Source organism: Streptomyces sp. Ncost-T10-10d (genome assembly GCF_900091955.1).
Taxonomy (GTDB): Bacteria; Actinomycetota; Actinomycetes; order Streptomycetales; family Streptomycetaceae; genus Streptomyces.
The window spans coordinates 12,384-30,410 of sequence record NZ_FMDF01000207.1 but is presented as its reverse complement, the minus strand read 5'-3'; the positions used below and the strand labels follow the sequence as shown (position 1 = coordinate 30,410).

Annotated in this window: 16 protein-coding genes; 10 read left to right on the top strand and 6 right to left on the bottom strand. The window is 69.1% G+C overall.

The window, feature by feature from the left end; all coding sequences use genetic code 11:
- Positions 1–309 precede the first annotated feature (309 nt).
- Complete coding sequence (dnaN, locus tag GA0115254_RS35370; RefSeq protein WP_093899352.1) at positions 310–1,437, top strand: DNA polymerase III subunit beta; 1,128 nt, start codon at positions 310–312, stop codon at positions 1,435–1,437.
- Between the two features lie 183 nt (positions 1,438–1,620).
- On the opposite strand, the gene GA0115254_RS35365 is transcribed toward dnaN, so the two are convergent.
- From GA0115254_RS35365 to GA0115254_RS35350, 4 genes are all read right to left on the bottom strand, one after another.
- Positions 1,621–2,238, bottom strand: coding sequence for a hypothetical protein (locus GA0115254_RS35365; protein WP_093899351.1), 618 nt, complete (start codon positions 2,236–2,238; stop codon positions 1,621–1,623).
- Positions 2,239–2,535: 297 nt separating this feature from the next.
- Entirely contained in the window at positions 2,536–4,527 is a 1,992-nt protein-coding gene (locus tag GA0115254_RS35360) for a hypothetical protein (protein ID WP_093899350.1), read from the bottom strand.
- 142 nt (positions 4,528–4,669) lie between these two features.
- On the bottom strand, positions 4,670–4,906 hold the full coding sequence (locus tag GA0115254_RS35355; protein WP_093899349.1) for a DUF397 domain-containing protein: 237 nt from the start codon (positions 4,904–4,906) through the stop codon (positions 4,670–4,672).
- On the bottom strand, positions 4,903–5,739 hold the full coding sequence (locus tag GA0115254_RS35350) for a helix-turn-helix domain-containing protein (RefSeq protein ID WP_093899348.1): 837 nt from the start codon (positions 5,737–5,739) through the stop codon (positions 4,903–4,905). The genes GA0115254_RS35355 and GA0115254_RS35350 overlap by 4 nt, the downstream gene beginning before the upstream one ends.
- Before the next feature lie 226 nt (positions 5,740–5,965).
- Between GA0115254_RS35350 and GA0115254_RS35345 the strand changes: the two genes are divergently transcribed.
- The gene (locus GA0115254_RS35345) at positions 5,966–6,301 is read left to right on the top strand and encodes a hypothetical protein (RefSeq protein ID WP_256102945.1); all 336 of its coding nucleotides are present in this window, start codon (positions 5,966–5,968) and stop codon (positions 6,299–6,301) included.
- On the opposite strand, the gene GA0115254_RS35340 is transcribed toward GA0115254_RS35345, so the two are convergent.
- Positions 6,302–8,164, bottom strand: a complete 1,863-nt coding sequence (locus GA0115254_RS35340; protein WP_093899347.1) for a serine/threonine-protein kinase — start codon at positions 8,162–8,164, stop codon at positions 6,302–6,304.
- 305 nt (positions 8,165–8,469) lie between these two features.
- Between GA0115254_RS35340 and GA0115254_RS35335 the strand changes: the two genes are divergently transcribed.
- The 3 genes from GA0115254_RS35335 to GA0115254_RS35325 all read left to right on the top strand — a co-directional run bounded on the left by GA0115254_RS35335 (position 8,470) and on the right by GA0115254_RS35325 (position 11,681).
- Positions 8,470–9,843: an aspartate aminotransferase family protein gene (locus tag GA0115254_RS35335; RefSeq protein WP_093899346.1), complete on the top strand. Its 1,374-nt coding sequence runs from the start codon at positions 8,470–8,472 to the stop codon at positions 9,841–9,843.
- Positions 9,844–9,949: 106 nt separating this feature from the next.
- Entirely contained in the window at positions 9,950–10,717 is a 768-nt protein-coding gene (locus GA0115254_RS35330; protein ID WP_093899345.1) for a GntR family transcriptional regulator, read from the top strand.
- A 313-nt stretch (positions 10,718–11,030) separates the two neighbouring features.
- Complete coding sequence (locus GA0115254_RS35325) at positions 11,031–11,681, top strand: hypothetical protein (protein WP_093899344.1); 651 nt, start codon at positions 11,031–11,033, stop codon at positions 11,679–11,681.
- Positions 11,682–11,785: 104 nt separating this feature from the next.
- Here GA0115254_RS35325 and GA0115254_RS35320 read toward each other — a convergent pair whose 3' ends face one another.
- Positions 11,786–12,562 carry an SLATT domain-containing protein gene (locus GA0115254_RS35320; protein ID WP_176740417.1) on the bottom strand — a complete coding sequence of 259 codons (777 nt, stop codon included), beginning with the start codon at positions 12,560–12,562 and terminating at the stop codon, positions 11,786–11,788.
- Positions 12,563–12,918: 356 nt separating this feature from the next.
- Here GA0115254_RS35320 and GA0115254_RS35315 point away from each other — a divergent pair, with 356 nt between their 5' ends.
- From GA0115254_RS35315 to GA0115254_RS35295, 5 genes are all read left to right on the top strand, one after another.
- Positions 12,919–13,254 (top strand): YbaB/EbfC family nucleoid-associated protein, encoded by a 336-nt coding sequence (locus GA0115254_RS35315; RefSeq protein ID WP_093899343.1) that lies wholly within the window; start codon positions 12,919–12,921, stop codon positions 13,252–13,254.
- Positions 13,255–13,337: 83 nt separating this feature from the next.
- Positions 13,338–13,937 carry a recombination mediator RecR gene (gene recR / locus GA0115254_RS35310; protein WP_093899342.1) on the top strand — a complete coding sequence of 200 codons (600 nt, stop codon included), beginning with the start codon at positions 13,338–13,340 and terminating at the stop codon, positions 13,935–13,937.
- 113 nt (positions 13,938–14,050) lie between these two features.
- Positions 14,051–14,710 (top strand): DUF5063 domain-containing protein, encoded by a 660-nt coding sequence (locus GA0115254_RS35305; RefSeq protein WP_093899341.1) that lies wholly within the window; start codon positions 14,051–14,053, stop codon positions 14,708–14,710.
- A gap of 764 nt (positions 14,711–15,474) precedes the next feature.
- Positions 15,475–16,746, top strand: coding sequence for an aspartate kinase (locus GA0115254_RS35300; protein ID WP_093899340.1), 1,272 nt, complete (start codon positions 15,475–15,477; stop codon positions 16,744–16,746).
- Positions 16,743–17,807, top strand: coding sequence for an aspartate-semialdehyde dehydrogenase (locus GA0115254_RS35295; RefSeq protein WP_093899339.1), 1,065 nt, complete (start codon positions 16,743–16,745; stop codon positions 17,805–17,807). Before GA0115254_RS35300 ends, GA0115254_RS35295 begins: the two co-directional genes overlap by 4 nt.
- Positions 17,808–18,027 lie beyond the last annotated feature (220 nt).

Below are 18,027 nucleotides of genomic sequence, written 5' to 3'. Positions count from 1 at the left end.
GCGCTTCCGTGTTCCTGCGCTCCTGCCAAAAACCGGAGTGCAGCGTACTGGTCCGGCTGTGCGGACTGTTACCTCTGACGGCCCACGCAGTGCGAACTGAATCTTTCTGTCGCGTACCCGAAGTCCTAGAGTCCGAACTCGGTTGCGGGGCTCTTCGGGGGAGGGGCACGGGGACGACGGCCGCGGCTCACGGGGGTGGCCGCTGTCGTCGGCCGCGACCGTTCTTCCTTCTCCCGTTGTCAGTGGTGGCCCCTAGTGTCGGCTCACGATCACGACCACGATCAGAGACGACCGGGAGAGGCCGCCGCCATGGAGTTCCGCATTGAGCGCAGCGCACTGACCGACGCCGTGGCCTGGGCGGCCCGGGTGCTGCCCACGCGCTCGCCCGTTCCTGTGCTGGGCGGGCTGCTGTTGGAGACTTCCGACGGCCGGCTGCGTATCTCGGGCCTCGATTACGAGGCGTCCGCGTGCATCGAGGTGGAGGCGGAGACCGTACGGGCCGGGAAGGTGCTGGTCATGGGCCGTCGGCTGCTCGATGTCTGCCGGGTGCTGCCCGAGGGGGCGGTGCAGTGCGCGGTCGAGGGCTCACGGTTCTCGCTGACGAGTGACAGTGCCCGGTTCGGACTCTCGGTGCTGCCGTTCGACGACTATCCGGCGCTGCCGTCACTGCCGGAGGTGCTTGGTGCGGTGGACGCGGAGGAGTTCGCCGCGGCCGTCGCCCATGTCACGGTGGCGGCGGGCCGGGACGACACGCTGCCGATCCTGACCGGTATCCGCCTGGCGCTCGACGGCGACACGATGACGCTCGCCGCCACGGACCGCTACCGGTTCGCGGTACGCACGCTCCTCTGGAAGCCCGGGAAGGACGGTGTCTCGGCCGATGTCGTGGTCTCCGCCCGCAGGCTGACCGAGATCGCCCGCTCCTTCGGCCGGGCCGGAATGGTCCGACTCGCACTGGACGGTGGTTCGGCCGGCTTCGAACTGGCCGGGATGCGCACCACGGTGCGTCTGCTCGACGGCCGACTTCCGCGCCACGACAAGCTGTTCGCCATGGTGGACCCCGTCTCTGCGGTGACGGACCGGGCCCCCCTGGTCGAGGCCGTCAAGCGCGTCGCCGTGGTCGCGGAGGGCGGCAGCCCGCTCCAACTGACGTTCTCCGGTGACTCGGTGCTGCTGCAGGCGGGTTACGAGGACGACGTCGCCTCCCAACGTCTGCCTGCCGTCCTCGACGGCACCGATGAACTGACGGTCGCCTTCAACCCCTCGTACCTGATGGACGCCCTGGCCTCGTTCGACGCACCCGTGGTCCGGTTCGACCTGATGGGCCCCGGCCAGCGCGCGATGGTCACCGGCCGGTCGTCCCGGGAGGACGCGGCGGACGATGCGTCGCACCCCGCTCACCAGCACCTGCTGATGTCGGCGAAGCCGCTGGTCTAGGACGAAGGTGGCTGGTCCGGAGCGATGGGCCCGGGGCGGTCCCGTACGACCGTCTCGCCGGGGTGCCGGTGCGTCCGGACCACCAGGCCGGGCTGATCGCGCGGCTGCGTATCCGGCACGGCCAGGGACCACGACCGGCTGCCGGAACGGCGGTGAGGGCAGCAGGACTTGTGGCGTGTCGGCTCATGGCGGGGTGGCGGTGCAGGGGCAGTCCGGGGCGATGCCGAGGCACATGTGCAGTGCGGTGCGGAGCCGGGCGTCGAGTTGCGAGCGTTCGGAGTCCGTGTGGGGTTCCTCCGGCGGTGTGAGCGCGAAGGGGGCCGCGACGGTGAGCAGGACGTCCGGCAGCCGGTACATGTGCGGAATCGTCCGCGCCAACGGTCCCGGAAACAGGCCGCCCAGCCAGTACCTGGCCCGCCCGTGCAACCGTGTGTCCGTATCGAGCAGGGCGCTCCGCAGCAGGTCCGGGTCGGTCCGCACGGTCGTCCGGGTCACGGGGTGCTCGCGCGCCATCCGGGCGGCACGAACGATCTGCTCGGCGACCCGGCACAGGCCCTCCTGCTCGGAGCGCAGGTCGCTCGCGACGAACAGGACGCGTTGCAGCTCGCTTTCGGCGGACTCGCGGACGAGCACATTGCGATCGGGCCAGTTGCGATAGAGCAACTGGCGATCGGTGTCGGCGATGCGTGCCGCGAGGGCCATGTTCATTCTGCGGGGCCCGTGTTCGGCCATGCTCTGCAGCACGGCGGAGTAGATCAGGCTCTGTGACGGTGGTGCCTTGTACGAAGAACGTGGGCGCATGGGGCGAGGCTGGCGCAGGAACCGGTCCGTACGGGCGGCTTCACCCCGCTCCCACCCATAGGGGTCGTTGTACAACGTGACAGGTATGGGGGTGAGTGTCATGTTGCACGGACGGGTGGCCGGCGCGGGGTCGGTCGGATGCGGCGGTAGGTGCCGACGCGAACGTGACAGGTGGAGGGGGAGGTGTCACGTTGCGCGGAAGGGGTGCTGTTGCGGGAGGGCGGGGCATGCGAGCGGGGCCGGGCAACCTGCCCGGCCCCGCACACGTACCGGCCGCTCGTCGGCCTGTCTGCCCGGTTACTTCGTGAAGATGAAGTACTTCCAGGAGCCGTTGGTGTTCGAGTTCACGGTGTCGCCCGAGGTGCCGTTCACGTACGAGGCACGGACGCGCATCCGGTAGCCCGTGTCATGGGTGCCGGTGAGCGTCACGACGGACTTGCCGTTGGTGCCGAGCTTGAAGTACTGCGAGCCCGCGTCGTACCACGTGCCCTGGTAGTAGAACTGCAGGGACAGCTTGTGCGAGCGGTTCTTGTAGTAGCTCATCGTCGTGGTGAAGACCGGGTTGGTCTTCTTGTGGAAGTACGCGTACGACGTGGAGCCGATCTTGGCCGTCTTGTACTGCTTGGAGACGGAGGTCGAGACCTTCACCTTGGCGTACGCCGTGGACGTGACCGTCTTGGACGTGTACCGGCCGTCGCCCTTGAAGACGGCGGTGACGGTGGTGTCCCGGGTCATGTCGACCGTGGTGGACAGATTGCCCTTGGAGTTGACCTTGTCGGTCTTCACCAGCTTCTTGGGCTTGTCCGGACCGAACGGGTCCACCCACAGCTCGACGGTGCGGTTCTTGTACGTCTTGCCGAGATGCGCGGTGAACGAGACGTCGGTGCCGTAGGAGTACAGCGCCTTGTTGTGGTTCAGGGTCAGCGAGGTGGCCGCCCGGGGGACGGCGACCTTGTCGGAACCCGACGCCGCGGAGTGGGCGGCGTCGCCCGCGTACGACACCTTGTAGGTGACCTGGCCGCCCGCGGTCGGGGTGTCGGTGAAGGAGAAGCTGCCGTCCGACTTCAGCGTCACCGCGGGAAGTGTCTTGCCCTTGGGCGACTCGATGTCGGTGCGCGTCACCGTGGCCGTGGCGCCCGTCGGGAACGCGCCGTCGGACTTCACCCGGCCGGTGACGGTGAGCTTCTTGCCGCGCTCCGACTTCGCCGGGGCGTTGACCGTGACGGTGGTCGCGGACTTGACGGCGTCGGTGAGCACCCGCAGCGAGCGGACGCCGTTGCTGTTCACAGTGACGGCGAACAGGCGGCTGGTGTCCGGCGCCCAGGCCAGGCCCGCGTCCTCCAGGGTGTCCGAGCCGCTGCTGTTCCCGGTGTTGGGGAACTCGTACGTCCGGACCGGCTTGCTGGTGACACCGGGCTTGTAGACGTAGACGTCCGGGTCGTACCAGGCGAACGATCCGGCGGCGACCATGCCGTTCGGAGCGATGTCGACCGCATTGGGGTACGAGGTGGACGGATACGCGATGCCCGGCGTGAGGTCCGTCGCGCTGTACGCCTGGTGAAGGTACGGAGCGGCGCTGGCCACCACGACCTGCTTGCCGTCCGGTGTCAGCGCGAGGTCGCGCAGATTGCCCCCGTCCGTGGACCGGAACGCGGTGCGTGTGGCCGTGCCCGAGGACACGTCGTACACGGCCAGATACGTCGGGCTCTGGGTCTCGATACCGGCGGCCAACGTGTCCGGCGCACCGGGCGTCGATGCCAGGGTCGGGGCCGCGTACCAGGTGCCGTTCGTCTCGTGGTCCAGGGTGACGACCGGTTCGGCGCCGGACAGGTCGAGCGAACCGATGTGGCCCGAACCGCCCCCGCCGTACCCGAACCAGAGCTTCCCGCCCGCCAGCGCCGGGAACTTCGGGTCGGTGCCGTTGCCGGTCGCGTACCGCGCGGACTCCTTGAGAGCGGCGGTGTCGATCGTGACGATGGCGTCGGCGCCCGGCACGGCCGCGTACAACGTGCCGGAGTCTGCGGAGAGTTCGAGACCGGTCACGCCCGGCAGAGACGAGATCGTGGCGACGACCGCGCCGTTGTAGTCGGCGACGAGGACCTTGCCGCCGGTCGGGTCACTGATGAAGACCCGCTGGTGCACACCGTCCGCGACGATGTCGCCGACCGATGCGGCGGGAAGGATCTTGCTGGAGTCGGCAGCGGCCGGATTCGCCGCACCGCCGACCAGGACCACGGAACTGAAGAGGACTGCGAGCGAGGTCGCGGCCGAGATTCTGCGCGTACGCAAAATGATGTATACCCCCACGGTAAGAGGGCCGCGTGGCACCCGAAGATGAGAGAGGGGTGCGGCCCAGGAACGCAGGGTATGGCATGGCGTCCACATCTCGTACACATTTGCGGGGCCGGGACGTCGCCGACCCCGCCAACCGTCAGTTCGCCCAGGTGAGGAACGTCGACCAGGCGTCGGGGGCGACCGCGAAGGTGGGGCCTTCGGGCACCTTGGAGTCCCGGACGTGGACGGCGTGGGGGCAGGTGGCGACCTCGATGCACTCGCCGCCGCTGCCGCTGCTGTACGAGGACTTGCGCCAGTCGAAGGCGACTTCGATGCAGTTACCGCCGCCACTGTCGCTGTAGCTGGACTTGAACCACTGCAGGGTGCTGCTCATTCCTCGTCTCCCGCCAACCGCTCGATGAGGCCCAGCGATTCACGAGGACCCAGGGCCTGTGACCGGATCTTCGCATATCGATGGACACGTGTACTCACCTCCGCAGGATCCCTGATCAGCAGGCTTTCGTCCTGGACCTCCAGGAAGAGCAGGTGGTCATGGTCCGGGTTCTCCACCAGATTCATGTCGCCCCTGTCTCCCGCGTGCTCGCCACTCAGCCCGCAGTCCAGCGGCAGCACCTGGATCGTGACGTTACGACGCTTCGCGCAATCCGCGAGATACCGCAACTGCTCCCGCATGATCTCCGCACTGCCGATGGTCCGGCGCAGGACAGCCTCCTCCAGAACCAGCTCGATCAGCGCTACCGGCTCCCGGTCGTAGAGCGCCTTGCGCGCCATCCGCGCCTCGACCAGTTCCGCCACCCGCCGGTCGGGGAGGGGCGGGTAGCCGCCCCCGATCAGGGCTCCTGCGTACTCTTCCGTCTGGAAGAGACCGTGCACGACGAGCGTCGCGTACAACTGGAGTCGCACTGCGTCCTGTTCCAGCAGCGCGTAGTTCTTGAACTGCTCTGGGTACTTCTCCATCCGTACGTACCGGCGTGCGCTCTCGAAGATGCCGGTGCCGTCACCCAGCACGCGCTCCAGGGCCGCGAGCATGTGGTCGCTCGCGGGCTGTGCGCATGTCTCCATCGCGCTGACCGCCGCCGCCGAGTAGCCGATTTCCGCGCCCAGCTGTTCCTGGGTCAACTTCCTTTTGATGCGCATCGCGCGGGCCACCTCGGCCACCATCTGCACCGTCGGACTCGCCGTTTCCTTGTTTTCCGCTCGCGCCATTGCGATCCCTTTTCGACTCAACCGGTCTCAACCGGTCACTACCCGACCCTGCCGAACTCAACTGAGATTCAGAGGAGTTCACGCAGGTCAACGGGTATGCGACGCCCCTCGTCAGTCAAGGGAAACGCTAGCCATCCGGGGACAGACTGGTCCCGTGAATGCGCCGAAAAGTGAACTGAAACCTGAATGGATTCCGGCTTCCGGATTTCAACTCCGCAAGGCGGGCGTGCAATTCGACGCCGTGCGTGTGGACGGTGACGAAGGGAGGCGGCTCGCCTTCTTGATGGAGGCGATTACGGGCGGTGAGCCGGGGCCCGTCGTCACCGAGGCGAACGGGCGGCGGGCGGTGTACTTCCTCGTTCCGGCCGGCACCACCGTATGCAAGTCCTGGCCGGCCGGGGCGACTCCGTTGAACGCGGCGGTGGGCCGGATCAGTTACGTACCGATCCCCGCCCTGACCGGCCGTACCTGGCCGCTGGCGTGGCACTTTCCGCCGACCGCGCAGGACCGGTTCGTCCACACCCTGCTGCTGCTGAACGCGGCGTCCGCCCTGCTGGGCTGATCAGTCGGCCTTGGTGTACGTGAGCTTCTCGCCGGTGTCCGTGTTCTCGCGACGCAGCGATCCGTCCGGGAGCAGGGTGAGCGTGGTGGGTTTGCCCGCGGTGCAGGACGTCATGGGTTCGCCGAAGACGACCGTGGAGGGGCCGACCTCCACCGGGCCGGTCGGGGACGGTTCCGCGGTCAGGTCCGCCCGGAAGACGCAGTGGTAGGAGCCGCCGCCGTCGAGCGGGCCGTCCGCGGTGAGGGTGAGGACAGTCCGGCCCACCGTGCCCTGCCGGATGACGAGTTCACGGGTGGAGTGGCCTGCGGCGTTGTCGATGGAGCCCGACCAGGTGCCGAGGTAGCCGGCGGGTATGGGGCCGTCGTTGTTCTTCTTCTCGTCGGAGGGGGAGGGGTCCGCCTCCGGGGACGACGGATCGTCGGTGACGGGGGAGTCCGAGGCGGTGGGGGACGGATTGGGTGTCGGCCCCTTGTCTTTCATGAACGCGTAGACGGAGCCGCCCGCACCGATGGCGACGAGCACGGCGATCGCGACGAGGGCGATGGTCGAACCCCTGCCGCGGCGGGCGGGTTCGGGGCCGGGCTGCGGGACGGCGGGGTAGCCGGGGCCGTACGGGGGTGTGACGCCGGAGCCGGGTTGCTGCTGCGGCGGATATCCGTACCCGGCGTAGTTCTGCTGGGTGCCGAAGGCCTGGCCGGGCTGCGGCTGGGCGGGCGGCTGCGGATAGCCGTACGCGGGGGAGGGCGGCCCGTGGGGCGGGGCGGGCGCGGGCGCGGGTGTCGTCGTCGGGGTGCCGGCCATCGGGAGCGTGTGGCCGGCGCCGGGCGTCTGCGGGGCGGGGCGGTCCGTGGGGGCTTCGGGCACCTCGGGAGCTGGGGGCGCCGCGGATATTGCCGGTGCCGCGTCTGCCGCCTCGGCAGCTTCCTCCGGGTCCTCGGAGTCCAGCAGTTCCACGGCGTGGCGGCCGAGTTGGGCGATGAGTACGCCCGGGAGCCAGGGCTCCGCCGTGTCGCCGGCGGCCAGGCGTTCCAGGATGGCGTCAGTCGTCGGGCGGGCGGCCGGGTCCTTGTGCAGGCAGTCCCTGACCAGTTCGACGAGGTCCACCGGGACGCCGGTCAGGTCCGGTTCCTCCTGCGCGATCCGGAACATCTGCGCGTGCGCGCCGCTGTCGGACGTCCCGAACGGAAGCCGGCCGGCCGACGCGTACGCCAGTACCGAGCCGAGACAGAACACGTCGCACGCCGGGGTCACCCGCTCGCCCCGCACCTGCTCGGGCGCCATGAAGCCGGGCGAACCGACCAGGGCCCCGGTGCGGGTGATGCCGCCGCCTTCGGCGACGGTGTCGAGTGCCCGGGCTATACCGAAGTCGATGACGCGCGGTCCGTCGATCGTCAGCAGGATGTTGGAGGGCTTGAGGTCGCGATGGATGAGCCCGGCGGCGTGGATGGCCTGGAGGGCGTGGGTGAGACCGGCACCCAGGATGTGGACCGAACGCTCGGGCAGGGGGCCGTACGCACCGGAAGCCGGTCCCACGGGGGCGCCCGCGCGGCCGGAGACGGTGGCCTGGAGGGAGGGCCCGGCGACGTACCCGGTCGCGACCCAGGGCACGGCGGCCTCGGTGTCGGCGTCCAGCACGGGGGCGGTCCAGGCGGAGCCGACCTGGCGGGCGGCGTGCACTTCCTGGCGGAAGCGGTCGCGGAACTCCTGCTGCTCGGCGAGTTCGCGGCGTACCAGCTTGATCGCCACGGTGCGGCCGCGGTCGGAGCGGGCCAGATAGACCTGGCCCATGCCGCCTGCGCCGAGTCGGCCCAGCAGGCGGTAGGCGCCGATGCGTTGTGGGTCGGTGGGCCCGAGCTTTTCCATGGTGCGCGTCCTCCCCCGTGCGGCGATACGCCGGAACGCGTTGAGAATAGCGGCGCGCGCTGTGCCCCCGGCGGGCGTGGTTTTCGGGCCCGTCCGCTGGGCGCCCCCGTCCTGCCTCCTGCTCCGTCCTCAATCGCCGGACGGTCCGGATTCTGCGCCCGTCACAGAGACGGCCACCGGACGGCCCCCGGTTCCCGCTGCCCGCCCCATCCATCGCGCCGACCCGACACCCTGCCCACCAAAGCGCCCCACGCCATACAAGGTGGCCATGTCGAGCCGCTCCCGGCGCGACCTACGCTCACCGCATGACCCCTCATGCCCCTCATGCCCCGCATGTCGACCCCGCTGCCGGTGCGGCCGTGAAGGCCGCCGACCGCGCGCACGTGTTCCACTCCTGGTCCGCCCAGGGCCTGATCGACCCGCTCGCCGTCGCCGGCGCCGAGGGGGCGTACTTCTGGGACTACGACGGCAACCGCTACCTGGACTTCACCAGCGGCCTCGTCTACACCAACATCGGCTACCAGCACCCCACCGTCGTCGCCGCGATCCAGGAGCAGGCGGGCAAGCTCGCCACCTTCGCCCCTGCGTTCGCGATCGAGGCGCGTTCCGAGGCCGCACGCCTCATCGCCGAGCGCACCCCCGGTGACCTGGACAAGATCTTCTTCACCAACGGCGGCGCGGAGGCCGTCGAGAACGCCGTCCGGATGGCCCGGCTGCACACCGGCCGTACGAAGGTGCTCTCCGCCTACCGCTCGTACCACGGCGCCACCTCCACCGCGATCAACCTCACCGGTGACCCGCGCCGCTGGCCGTCCGACAACGGCTCGGCGGGCGTCGTCCGCTTCTGGGCCCCGTTCCTCTACCGCTCGCCGTTCCACGCCGAGACCGAGGCCGAGGAGTGCGCCCGCGCGCTCCAGCACCTGGAGGACACCCTCGCTTTCGAGGGCCCCGCCACCGTCGCCGCGATCATTCTGGAGACGATCCCCGGCACGGCGGGCATCATGACGCCGCCGCCGGGCTATCTCGCGGGCGTCCGCGAGATCTGCGACCGGTACGGAATCGTCTTCGTCCTCGACGAGGTGATGGCCGGCTTCGGGCGCACCGGCAAGTGGTTCGCCGCCGACCACTTCGACGTGGTGCCGGACCTGATGACGTTCGCCAAGGGCGTCAACTCCGGTTACGTACCGCTCGGCGGCGTCGCCATCTCCGCCGAGATCGCCGCCACCTTCGACACCCGCCCCTACCCGGGCGGACTGACCTACTCCGGTCACCCGCTGGCCTGCGCCGCCGCTGTCGCCACCATTCACGTGATGGAGGACGAGAAGGTCATCGAGAACGCCGCCCACATCGGCGAGACGGTCCTCGGCCCCGGCCTGCGCGAGCTCGGCGAACGCCACCCGTCGGTCGGCGAGGTCCGCGGCCTCGGCGCGTTCTGGGCGCTGGACCTGGTCCGCAACAAGGAGACCCGCGAGCCGCTGGTCCCGTACAACGCGGCGGGCGAGGCCAACGCGGCCATGGCGGCCTTCGGCGCGGCCGCGAAGAAGAACGGCCTGTGGCCCTTCATCAACATGAACCGCACCCACGCCGTTCCGGCTTGCAACGTCACCGAGGCCGAGGCCAAGGAGGGCCTCGCGGCTCTCGACGCGGCGCTGTCGGTCGCGGACGAGTACACCGTGTAGCGGCGGGTCCGCGCAGCCCAGCAGTACGGCGCCCCTCCCCTGCCCGGATCCGGGCACGGCGACCCTGGCTTAAGGTGACCCAAGCCGAAAAAGGGGAAGGGGCGCCATGGGCGCGAGCGGAGCTGTAACCCGCAGTACGCTGCGGCAGCAGATCGCGGACGCGCTGCGTGACGAAGTGCTTGCCGGGCGTTTGCAGCCGGGACGGGAGTTCACCGTCAAGCAGATCGCCGAGCAGTACGGTGTCTCGGCGACTCCGGTACGCGAGGCGCTCTTCGATCTCTCCGCGCAGGGCCTGCTCGAATCGGATCAGCACCGCGGTTTCCGGGTGCGTGAGTTCACCGTCGCCGACTACCGGTCGATGGTCGAGGCCCGCACCCTGGTCATGAACGGAGTCATCCGCGGCATCTTCCACGGGCCCACGCTGTCGTCCGCGCAGACGGCGAGGCACCCGGACTGCCTGGTCTCCGTACGCCGCAGGGCCCAGGAGGCCGCACGGGCGGCGCAGGGTGGCGACCTCGACATCCTCATCGGCTACGACCTGCGTTTCTGGCGCGAACTGGGCGCGCTCGTGGGCAACACGTACATCAACGATTTCCTGCACCGGCTGCGTGTCCAGGCCTGGGTGTTCGCGGTGCCGTACCTGCGCCACGACGCGGGCGCCCGGGACTGGCTCTGGCACGGCCATCCGGAACTGGTCGCGGCGGTCACGCTCGGCAGCCACGACGCGGTGCGCGCGGTGATCGACGACTTCAACACACACGCGCTGAACTGGGCGGACCGGCTCGCGGCCGGAAACCTCCCGCACCCGGGCCACGGCCCGCAACCGGCCGGGCAGGCACCGCCCCCCGGGTCGTCGGAGCCCCAGACACGCTGACCGCATGTCAGGAGCCACCGTCCCCGGCTCGCCGACCGCGTGTCAGGAGACGCAGAACAGCAGAGGCGCTGATCGTGTGTCAGGAGACAGAGGCGCAGGCGCGTTGACCGTACGTCAGGAGTCACGGCCCCCACGCGCCGACCATGCCGTCAGGAGCCGCAGCCCCCACGCGCCGGCCATGTCGGCCGGGGCCACGGGCCCCGACCGGCCCCTACCCGCAACCCTCGGCCACTGTGCGCGGCGAGCCCGCCGCATTACGCTGTCCCGACCGTTGTGAATATTCCGATGCGCACCCGTGGGAGAGCGAGACTTCGTGGCCTGTGACCTGTGGCTGGTTCCCCTCGTCGATGTGCTGTGCCACAGCCCCGACAACCCGTTCGCCGAAGAGATAGCCGTCTACGACAAGGCGCTGGGCGAGGCCGGGCTGCCGCCCGTCCCCGTGTACGCCTACATGCCGGGCCTGACCGGCGAGGTCGCCCCGGTCGCGGGCTTCGACTACGACGCACTGCACTTCCTGCGCCGCGCCTATCTGCTCCAGCTCAGCGGCCTCGCGGTCACGCCCGTCGACGAACTGGGCGGGGACTACGAGCAGTTGCTGGAGATGTTCGAGGCGACGGCCCGGCAGTCCCACCTGGTCTGGCACTACGACCACGCTGGGGCGTACGTTCCGCTGGACTTCGCCGTCCCGCTCTCCAACGACGACCTGCTGGAGGGCGGCGGCCCGCTCGGCTCCGCGCACGGGCTGCTGCGGGAGCTGGAGTTCGTCGCATGGTCCATCGGCATCGACCCGGCGAACCCGCCGGCCGCCCCGCTGCCGCCCGCCGCACCGACCTCCCTGGAGGAGTCGGCGGGCCCGATTCCGTACGACGACAGTCCGTTCGCCCGTGAGCGGCACGTCTGGCTGGGCCTGCACGCGGCGGCCACCCGCAGCCTCGCCCAAGGCTCCATGATCATCTTCAGCTGAGCAGATACCGGTACCGGGTGCAGCAGGTGCAGGTGCAGGTGCAGGCACGGGTACGAGTGCCGGCATCAAGGAAGCCATGCGCCTCCGGTGTCACCGCGGTGGGATCACCGGGGTGACTCCGGAGGCCGCTGCCGCGGCATGTTCGGCCGGGCCATCGTCTGCATCGGGAACCGTCCCGGCGGCGCCCCCTGGTCCGCACGGCCGCCGCCCCCGCTGCCCGACGACAGCGCCTGCATCCCCATCGGCGCGGGCCCGGCCCGGAACTCCACCATCCAGTCCGCGGTCTCGGTCCGTACGAGCTCCGTGATGTCCTCCGAGAACCGCCGCAGCACTCCCAGACACCGCTCGGCGGCCTCGCTGGCCGTCCCCTCGGTCGGGCCGAGCACCTCTCGCACGCACTCCGACGCCCAGTCGAACTGCAGCACCTGAAGGCGCCGCTGCACGGCCTGGGCGGTGGCGAGGTTTCTTATCCAGCCCGAGGTCAGGCCGAAGTACCGGTCGCAGGCCATGCACGCGGCGCCCAGCAGCAGCGACAGATAGCCCCAGCCCGCCGCCCCGCCCAGCGCCCCGGTGAGATCGAGCAGCGGCAGTGCGGCGCCCGCCACCGCCCCGGCCGCCGTACCGATCCGCAGCGCCCTGGCCCCGCGCCGCTTCCACATCCGGTCGCGCAGATACCAGTCGGCGGTGTGCAGCGCATCGGCCTCGACCCAGCGGTACAGCTCGTCGAGGCGTTCGGCGGGTTCGCCCCAGTCGCCGAGCGGGAACGGCGTGCCGGTCAGGTCCCGGCCCCGCGCGCCACGGCCGCGTGCGCCGGAGCCCGAGCCGGTCGAACCGGGCTCGTTGCGGGGCGGCCCTTCGGGCTGCATCTCCGGCTGACTCACCGGGGTACTCCTCTGCATTCTGCGTAGCGACGCCTGATGTGTGGCGGTGTGTTCGACGGTGGGCTGATCACTGCTCTCCGGCGTTGCCGACTGTCCCGCGTACGTAACCTTGCGTGACGGGCGGTGCGCCTGTGTGTCCTGAGTGCAAGCCCTTCCTACCGCCGAATGGTGGGCCGTGGGGTCGAAATCGCGGTATTGCCGGGTCTGCAGGGGCTGTGATCAGGTATAGGAGTCCCGCCGACGTTGCCTGAAACTCACTCGAAAGAGTTGCTCGCCAGTGGGTGGGGCGCGCTGCACGGTGACCACGTAGGCTCGGCGTACCGAAACATTTTGTCGTCGAATTGCCAGGAGTGACCGTGATTCCCGGTGGTGGTCAGCCCAATATGCAGCAGTTGCTGCAGCAGGCTCAGAAGATGCAGCAGGATCTCGCCGTGGCCCAGGAGGAACTGGCCAGGACCGAGGTCGAGGGTCAGGCGGGTGGCGGTCTGGTGAAGGCGACCGTGACCGGCTCCGGCGAGCTCCGTGCTCTGGTGATCGACCCCAAGGCCGTCGACCCGGAGGACACCGAGACGCTCGCGGACCTCGTCGTCGCCGCAGTCCAGGCAGCGAACGAGAACGCGCAGCAGCTCCAGCAGCAGAAGCTGGGCCCGCTGGCCCAGGGTCTGGGCGGCATGCCCGGCCTCCCCTTCTGACGTTTCTGATCCTCCAGATCTCTTCTGACCTGCGATCCGAACTCGTAAGTTGTATTCATAGCTCATTCCAGGAAGGCGTTCCGTTGTACGAAGGCGTGGTTCAGGACCTCATCGACGAGTTGGGCAGGCTGCCCGGCGTCGGTCCCAAGAGCGCGCAGCGGATCGCTTTCCACATCCTGCAGGCCGAGCCGACCGATGTGCGCCGCCTTGCCCATGCCCTCCTGGAGGTCAAGGACAAAGTCCGGTTCTGTTCGGTCTGCGGCAATGTCGCCCAGCAGGAACAGTGCAACATCTGCCGCGACGCGCGCCGCGACCAGACGGTCATCTGTGTGGTCGAGGAGCCGAAGGATGTCGTCGCGATCGAGCGGACCCGTGAGTTCCGGGGCCGGTACCACGTGCTCGGCGGCGCGATCAGCCCGATCGAGGGCGTCGGTCCCGACGATCTGCGCATCCGCGAGCTGCTCGCCCGTCTCGCCGACGGATCGATCACGGAGCTGATCCTGGCGACCGACCCCAACCTGGAGGGCGAGGCCACCGCGACGTACCTGGCGCGGATGGTCAAGCCGATGGGCCTGCGGGTCACCAGGCTGGCCAGCGGCCTGCCGGTGGGCGGCGACCTGGAGTACGCGGACGAGGTCACCCTGGGCCGCGCCTTCGAGGGGAGGCGCCTGCTCGATGTCTGATGCCTTCACGATGGCGACGCCCGATGTTCTTGCATCGGCTCACGACGGCTTTACGTTCAGCGACGCTATGTTCTACTCACCGTTCGCGACCGTGCCCACGGGAGGTCCCCTCGATGTCTGACGCCACGCTGAACTCCGTCACGCAGGACCCGGACGACTTCGCCGTCCAGATCGCCGACCAGATCAAGACGTTCATCGTCGCGGTCACCGAGGTGTCCAAGGTCGAGGAGCCCGAGGAGGCCGTCCCCGTCCTGCTGCTCCAGATCTCCCAGCTGCTGCTGGCGGGCGGCAGGCTCGGTGCGTACGAGGACATCGTCCCCGACGAGCGCTACGAGCCGGATCTGGGCGCCGAGCCGGACGCCGACGGCCTGCGCGAGCGGTTCGCCGCCCTGCTGGAGCCGATCGACGTCTACTCCGAGGTCTTCGACCCGTACGAGCCCCGCAAGGCCCCGGTTCCGGCCCGTATCTCCGACGACCTGGCCGACCTGGTCACCGACCTGCGCCACGGTCTGGCCCACTACGAAGAGGACCGCACGACCGAGGCGCTGTGGTGGTGGCAGTTCTCCTACTTCTCCAACTGGGGCTCCACCGCATCCGCCACTCTGCGCGCCCTCCAGTCCCTCATCGCCCACATCCGCCTCAACCAGCCCCTCCAGGAGCTGGACGGCCTGGACACGGACTCGGAGACCGCCGACGACGAGCTGGCCGAGGAGGCGGGCCGGGTGATGGCCGAGGAGATCGCGGGCCCGCTGGGGCTGCGGCCGGTGCAGTAACGCCCGGCGCCCACCCACCCTTCACAGCAACGTGGCACTCGACGTCCGAGTGTCACGTTGTTCGGTCTGTGGCAGCGCCATTCGCGTGGCCGCGATCGGGACGCCCCCCGCACAACCTCCGGCGGGAGCAACTGGAACTCCCTTCGTTGCCTTCGCCGTCACTCGCGGCTGAATCGGCGCGGGCCGGCCCGGGGCTCAAGCCTCGGGCTCCGAGCCCTTTTCTTTAGGAATGGGTGGTTGGGTTCGATCCCACCCGCCCTCCCAAGTCCCGCGCACACGCGTGCGGGTGACGTTCCGTGATCTGCTTGATTCACAGCGTGTGCGCGTTCTGGGTTCGCGTTGAAGAATCCGCAATCCGAAAAACGGACGGCCCCGGCGGTGCACGAACACCAACCGGGGTCTTGCCGAACCAGATCGAAAGAGAGTCGATCCTGATGGCCGGTGCCAACGATAGTGCTGCCCAGGCGAGCACGCGGAGGCTTGCGCATGGCGGGGGCCTCCGAAGGGCGGACCGTAAGGTTCCGGTCCACGCTGGAGGTGGGTGGCTCATGAATTGCGGACCCGGCTCGCCGCGTGTGTGGGCCAGGCCACATACGGGAGTAGGGGCCCGATCGGCGGGCAACAGCCCCGTACGAGCAGTTCGGGGCGACACGCCGATGATCACGTGTTGAGCGGGACATCTCACCATGTGGTATCGGCGGGGCGTTTCCGGACTGCTCGTTAAACTGAGTCGACCGCAGTAATGGACTGAGCGAGGAGCGCACGTGGGCCTTGTCGTGCAGAAGTACGGAGGCTCCTCCGTAGCCGATGCCGAAGGCATCAAGCGCGTCGCCAAGCGAATCGTCGATGCCAAGAAGAACGGCAACCAGGTGGTTGTCGTGGTGTCAGCGATGGGCGACACGACGGACGAGCTGATCGATCTCGCCGAGCAGGTATCCCCGATCCCTGCCGGGCGTGAGTTCGACATGCTGCTGACCGCCGGAGAGCGGATCTCCATGGCCCTGCTGGCGATGGCGATCAAAAACCTGGGCCACGAGGCCCAGTCGTTCACAGGTAGCCAGGCAGGCGTCATCACCGACTCGGTCCACAACAAAGCGCGCATCATCGATGTGACGCCGGGCCGTATCCGTACGGCGCTGGACGAGGGGAACATCGCGATCGTCGCGGGGTTCCAGGGTGTGTCCCAGGACAAGAAGGACATCACCACCCTCGGCCGCGGCGGGTCCGACACCACCGCGGTCGCGCTCGCGGCCGCGCTGGATGCCGAGGTCTGTGAGATCTACACCGATGTGGACGGTGTCTTCACCGCCGACCCGCGGGTCGTGAAGAAGGCCCGGAAGATCGACTGGATCTCCTTCGAGGACATGCTGGAGCTGGCCGCGTCCGGCTCCAAGGTGCTGCTGCACCGATGCGTGGAGTACGCACGCCGCTACAACATCCCGATCCATGTCCGCTCGTCCTTCTCCGGACTGCGCGGAACCTGGGTCAGCAACGAGCCGCAAGGGGACCAGAAGGTGGAGCACGCGATCATCTCCGGAGTCGCCCATGACGTCTCCGAGGCCAAGATCACCGTCGTCGGCGTGCCCGACAAGCCGGGCGAGGCCGCCGCGATCTTCCGCGCCATCGCGAACGCGGAAGTCAACATCGACATGGTGGTGCAGAACGTCTCCGCCGCGTCGACCGGTCTGACCGACATCTCGTTCACGCTGCCGAAGGCCGAGGGCCGCAAGGCCATCGACGCCCTGGAGCGCAACCGCGGCACCATCGGCTTCGAGTCGCTGCGCTACGACGACCAGATCGCGAAGATCTCCCTGGTCGGCGCCGGCATGAAGACCAATCCGGGTGTCACGGCGGGCTTCTTCGAGGCGCTGTCGGACGCCGGTGTGAACATCGAGCTCATCTCGACGTCCGAGATCCGTATCTCGGTGGTCACCCGCGCCGACGACGTCAACGAGGCCGTGTGCGCCGTGCACACCGCCTTCGGTCTCGACAGCGATTCCGACGAGGCCGTTGTCTACGGGGGCACCGGCCGATGACCGCCCGCCGCCCTTCGCTCGCGGTCGTCGGAGCGACCGGGGTGATCGGCGGCGTCATGCTCCAGATCCTTTCGCAGCACGCGGATGTCTGGGGCGAGGTGAAACTGATCGCCTCGCCGCGTTCGGCCGGCCGCAAGCTGGTCGTGCGCGGCGAGGAGAGCGAAGTCCTCGAACTCACCGAGGACGTGTTCGACGACGTCGACGTGGCACTGTTCCTGGTGCCCGACGCCGTCTCCGCGCAGTGGGCGCCGATCGCCGCCGCCAAGGGCACGGTCGTCGTCGACGACTCCGCCGCGTTCCGGCTGGACCCGGACGTTCCGCTGGTCGTGCCCGAGATCAATCCGCATGCCGCGCGGATCAGGCCGCGCGGCATCGTCGCGAGCCCGAACTGCACGACACTCTCGCTGATCGTCGCGGTCGGCGCGCTGCACGCCGAATTCGGGGTACGGGAACTGGTCGTCTCCTCGTACCAGGCGGTGAGCGGGGCCGGCCGGGACGGTGTCGCGGCGCTGCGCGAACAGCTGTCGATGGTGGCCGGTACGGAACTGGGTACGCAGCCCGGGGATGTACGCCGGGCCCTGGGGGACGTGGAAGGCAGCCCCTTTGCCGCGCCGGTGGCCCTCAACGTGGTGCCCTGGGCCGGGACCGAGGCCGGGGACGGCTGGTCGTCGGAGGAGCTGGCGATCCGCGAGGAGTGCCGCAAGGTTCTGGACCTGCCGAGCCTGCGGGTGGCGGCGACCTGTGTCTACGTACCCGTCATCGCGACGCACTCGATGTCCGTGCACGCACGGTTCGAGAACGAGATCGCGGTCGACCGGGCCCACGAGATCCTGGCGACGGCACCGGGCGTGGTGCTCTACGACAGTCCGGCGGCGGGGGACTTCCCGACACCGTCCGACGTCGTCGGCACCGATCCGACCTGGGTCGGGCGGGTGCGCAGGTCACTGGACGATCCCCGGGGCCTGGAACTGTTCGTCTGCGGCGACAACCTCCGCAAGGGAGCGGCGTTGAACGTGGCGCAGATCGCCGAATCGGTGGCTGCCGAATTTCCCCGAGTCTGATTCGAACCTGTTTTGTACTCTCTGTGAATGCCCTGTGAGCAAGTTGAAGGTCTGAACCTCTTGAGCTGGGGTGTCGGGGTATCCGACGATGACCTTTCGGCCTGGTGCAACCGTCGGCCGGAGGGCACGCGTCTATGCGGTCACTTCTTGCACGGCGGGCGCATATTCGGGGCATTTGTGGAAGAGCAGGTATGTATGAGGGCATGTCGCACTGCGATGA

Bases quoted from the DNA above. Each gene is read 5' to 3' on its own strand.
- GA0115254_RS35350 (WP_093899348.1), bottom strand. From the start codon at position 5,739: ATGGCGCGAGCGGAAAACAAGGAAACGGCGAGTCCGACGGTGCAGATG.
- dnaN (WP_093899352.1), top strand. From the start codon at position 310: ATGGAGTTCCGCATTGAGCGCAGCGCACTGACCGACGCCGTGGCCTGG.
- GA0115254_RS35355 (WP_093899349.1), bottom strand. From the start codon at position 4,906: ATGAGCAGCACCCTGCAGTGGTTCAAGTCCAGCTACAGCGACAGTGGC.
- GA0115254_RS35340 (WP_093899347.1), bottom strand. From the start codon at position 8,164: ATGGAAAAGCTCGGGCCCACCGACCCACAACGCATCGGCGCCTACCGC.
- GA0115254_RS35365 (WP_093899351.1), bottom strand. From the start codon at position 2,238: ATGCGCCCACGTTCTTCGTACAAGGCACCACCGTCACAGAGCCTGATC.
- GA0115254_RS35295 (WP_093899339.1), top strand. From the start codon at position 16,743: ATGACCGCCCGCCGCCCTTCGCTCGCGGTCGTCGGAGCGACCGGGGTG.
- GA0115254_RS35330 (WP_093899345.1), top strand. From the start codon at position 9,950: ATGGGCGCGAGCGGAGCTGTAACCCGCAGTACGCTGCGGCAGCAGATC.
- GA0115254_RS35305 (WP_093899341.1), top strand. From the start codon at position 14,051: ATGTCTGACGCCACGCTGAACTCCGTCACGCAGGACCCGGACGACTTC.
- GA0115254_RS35335 (WP_093899346.1), top strand. From the start codon at position 8,470: ATGACCCCTCATGCCCCTCATGCCCCGCATGTCGACCCCGCTGCCGGT.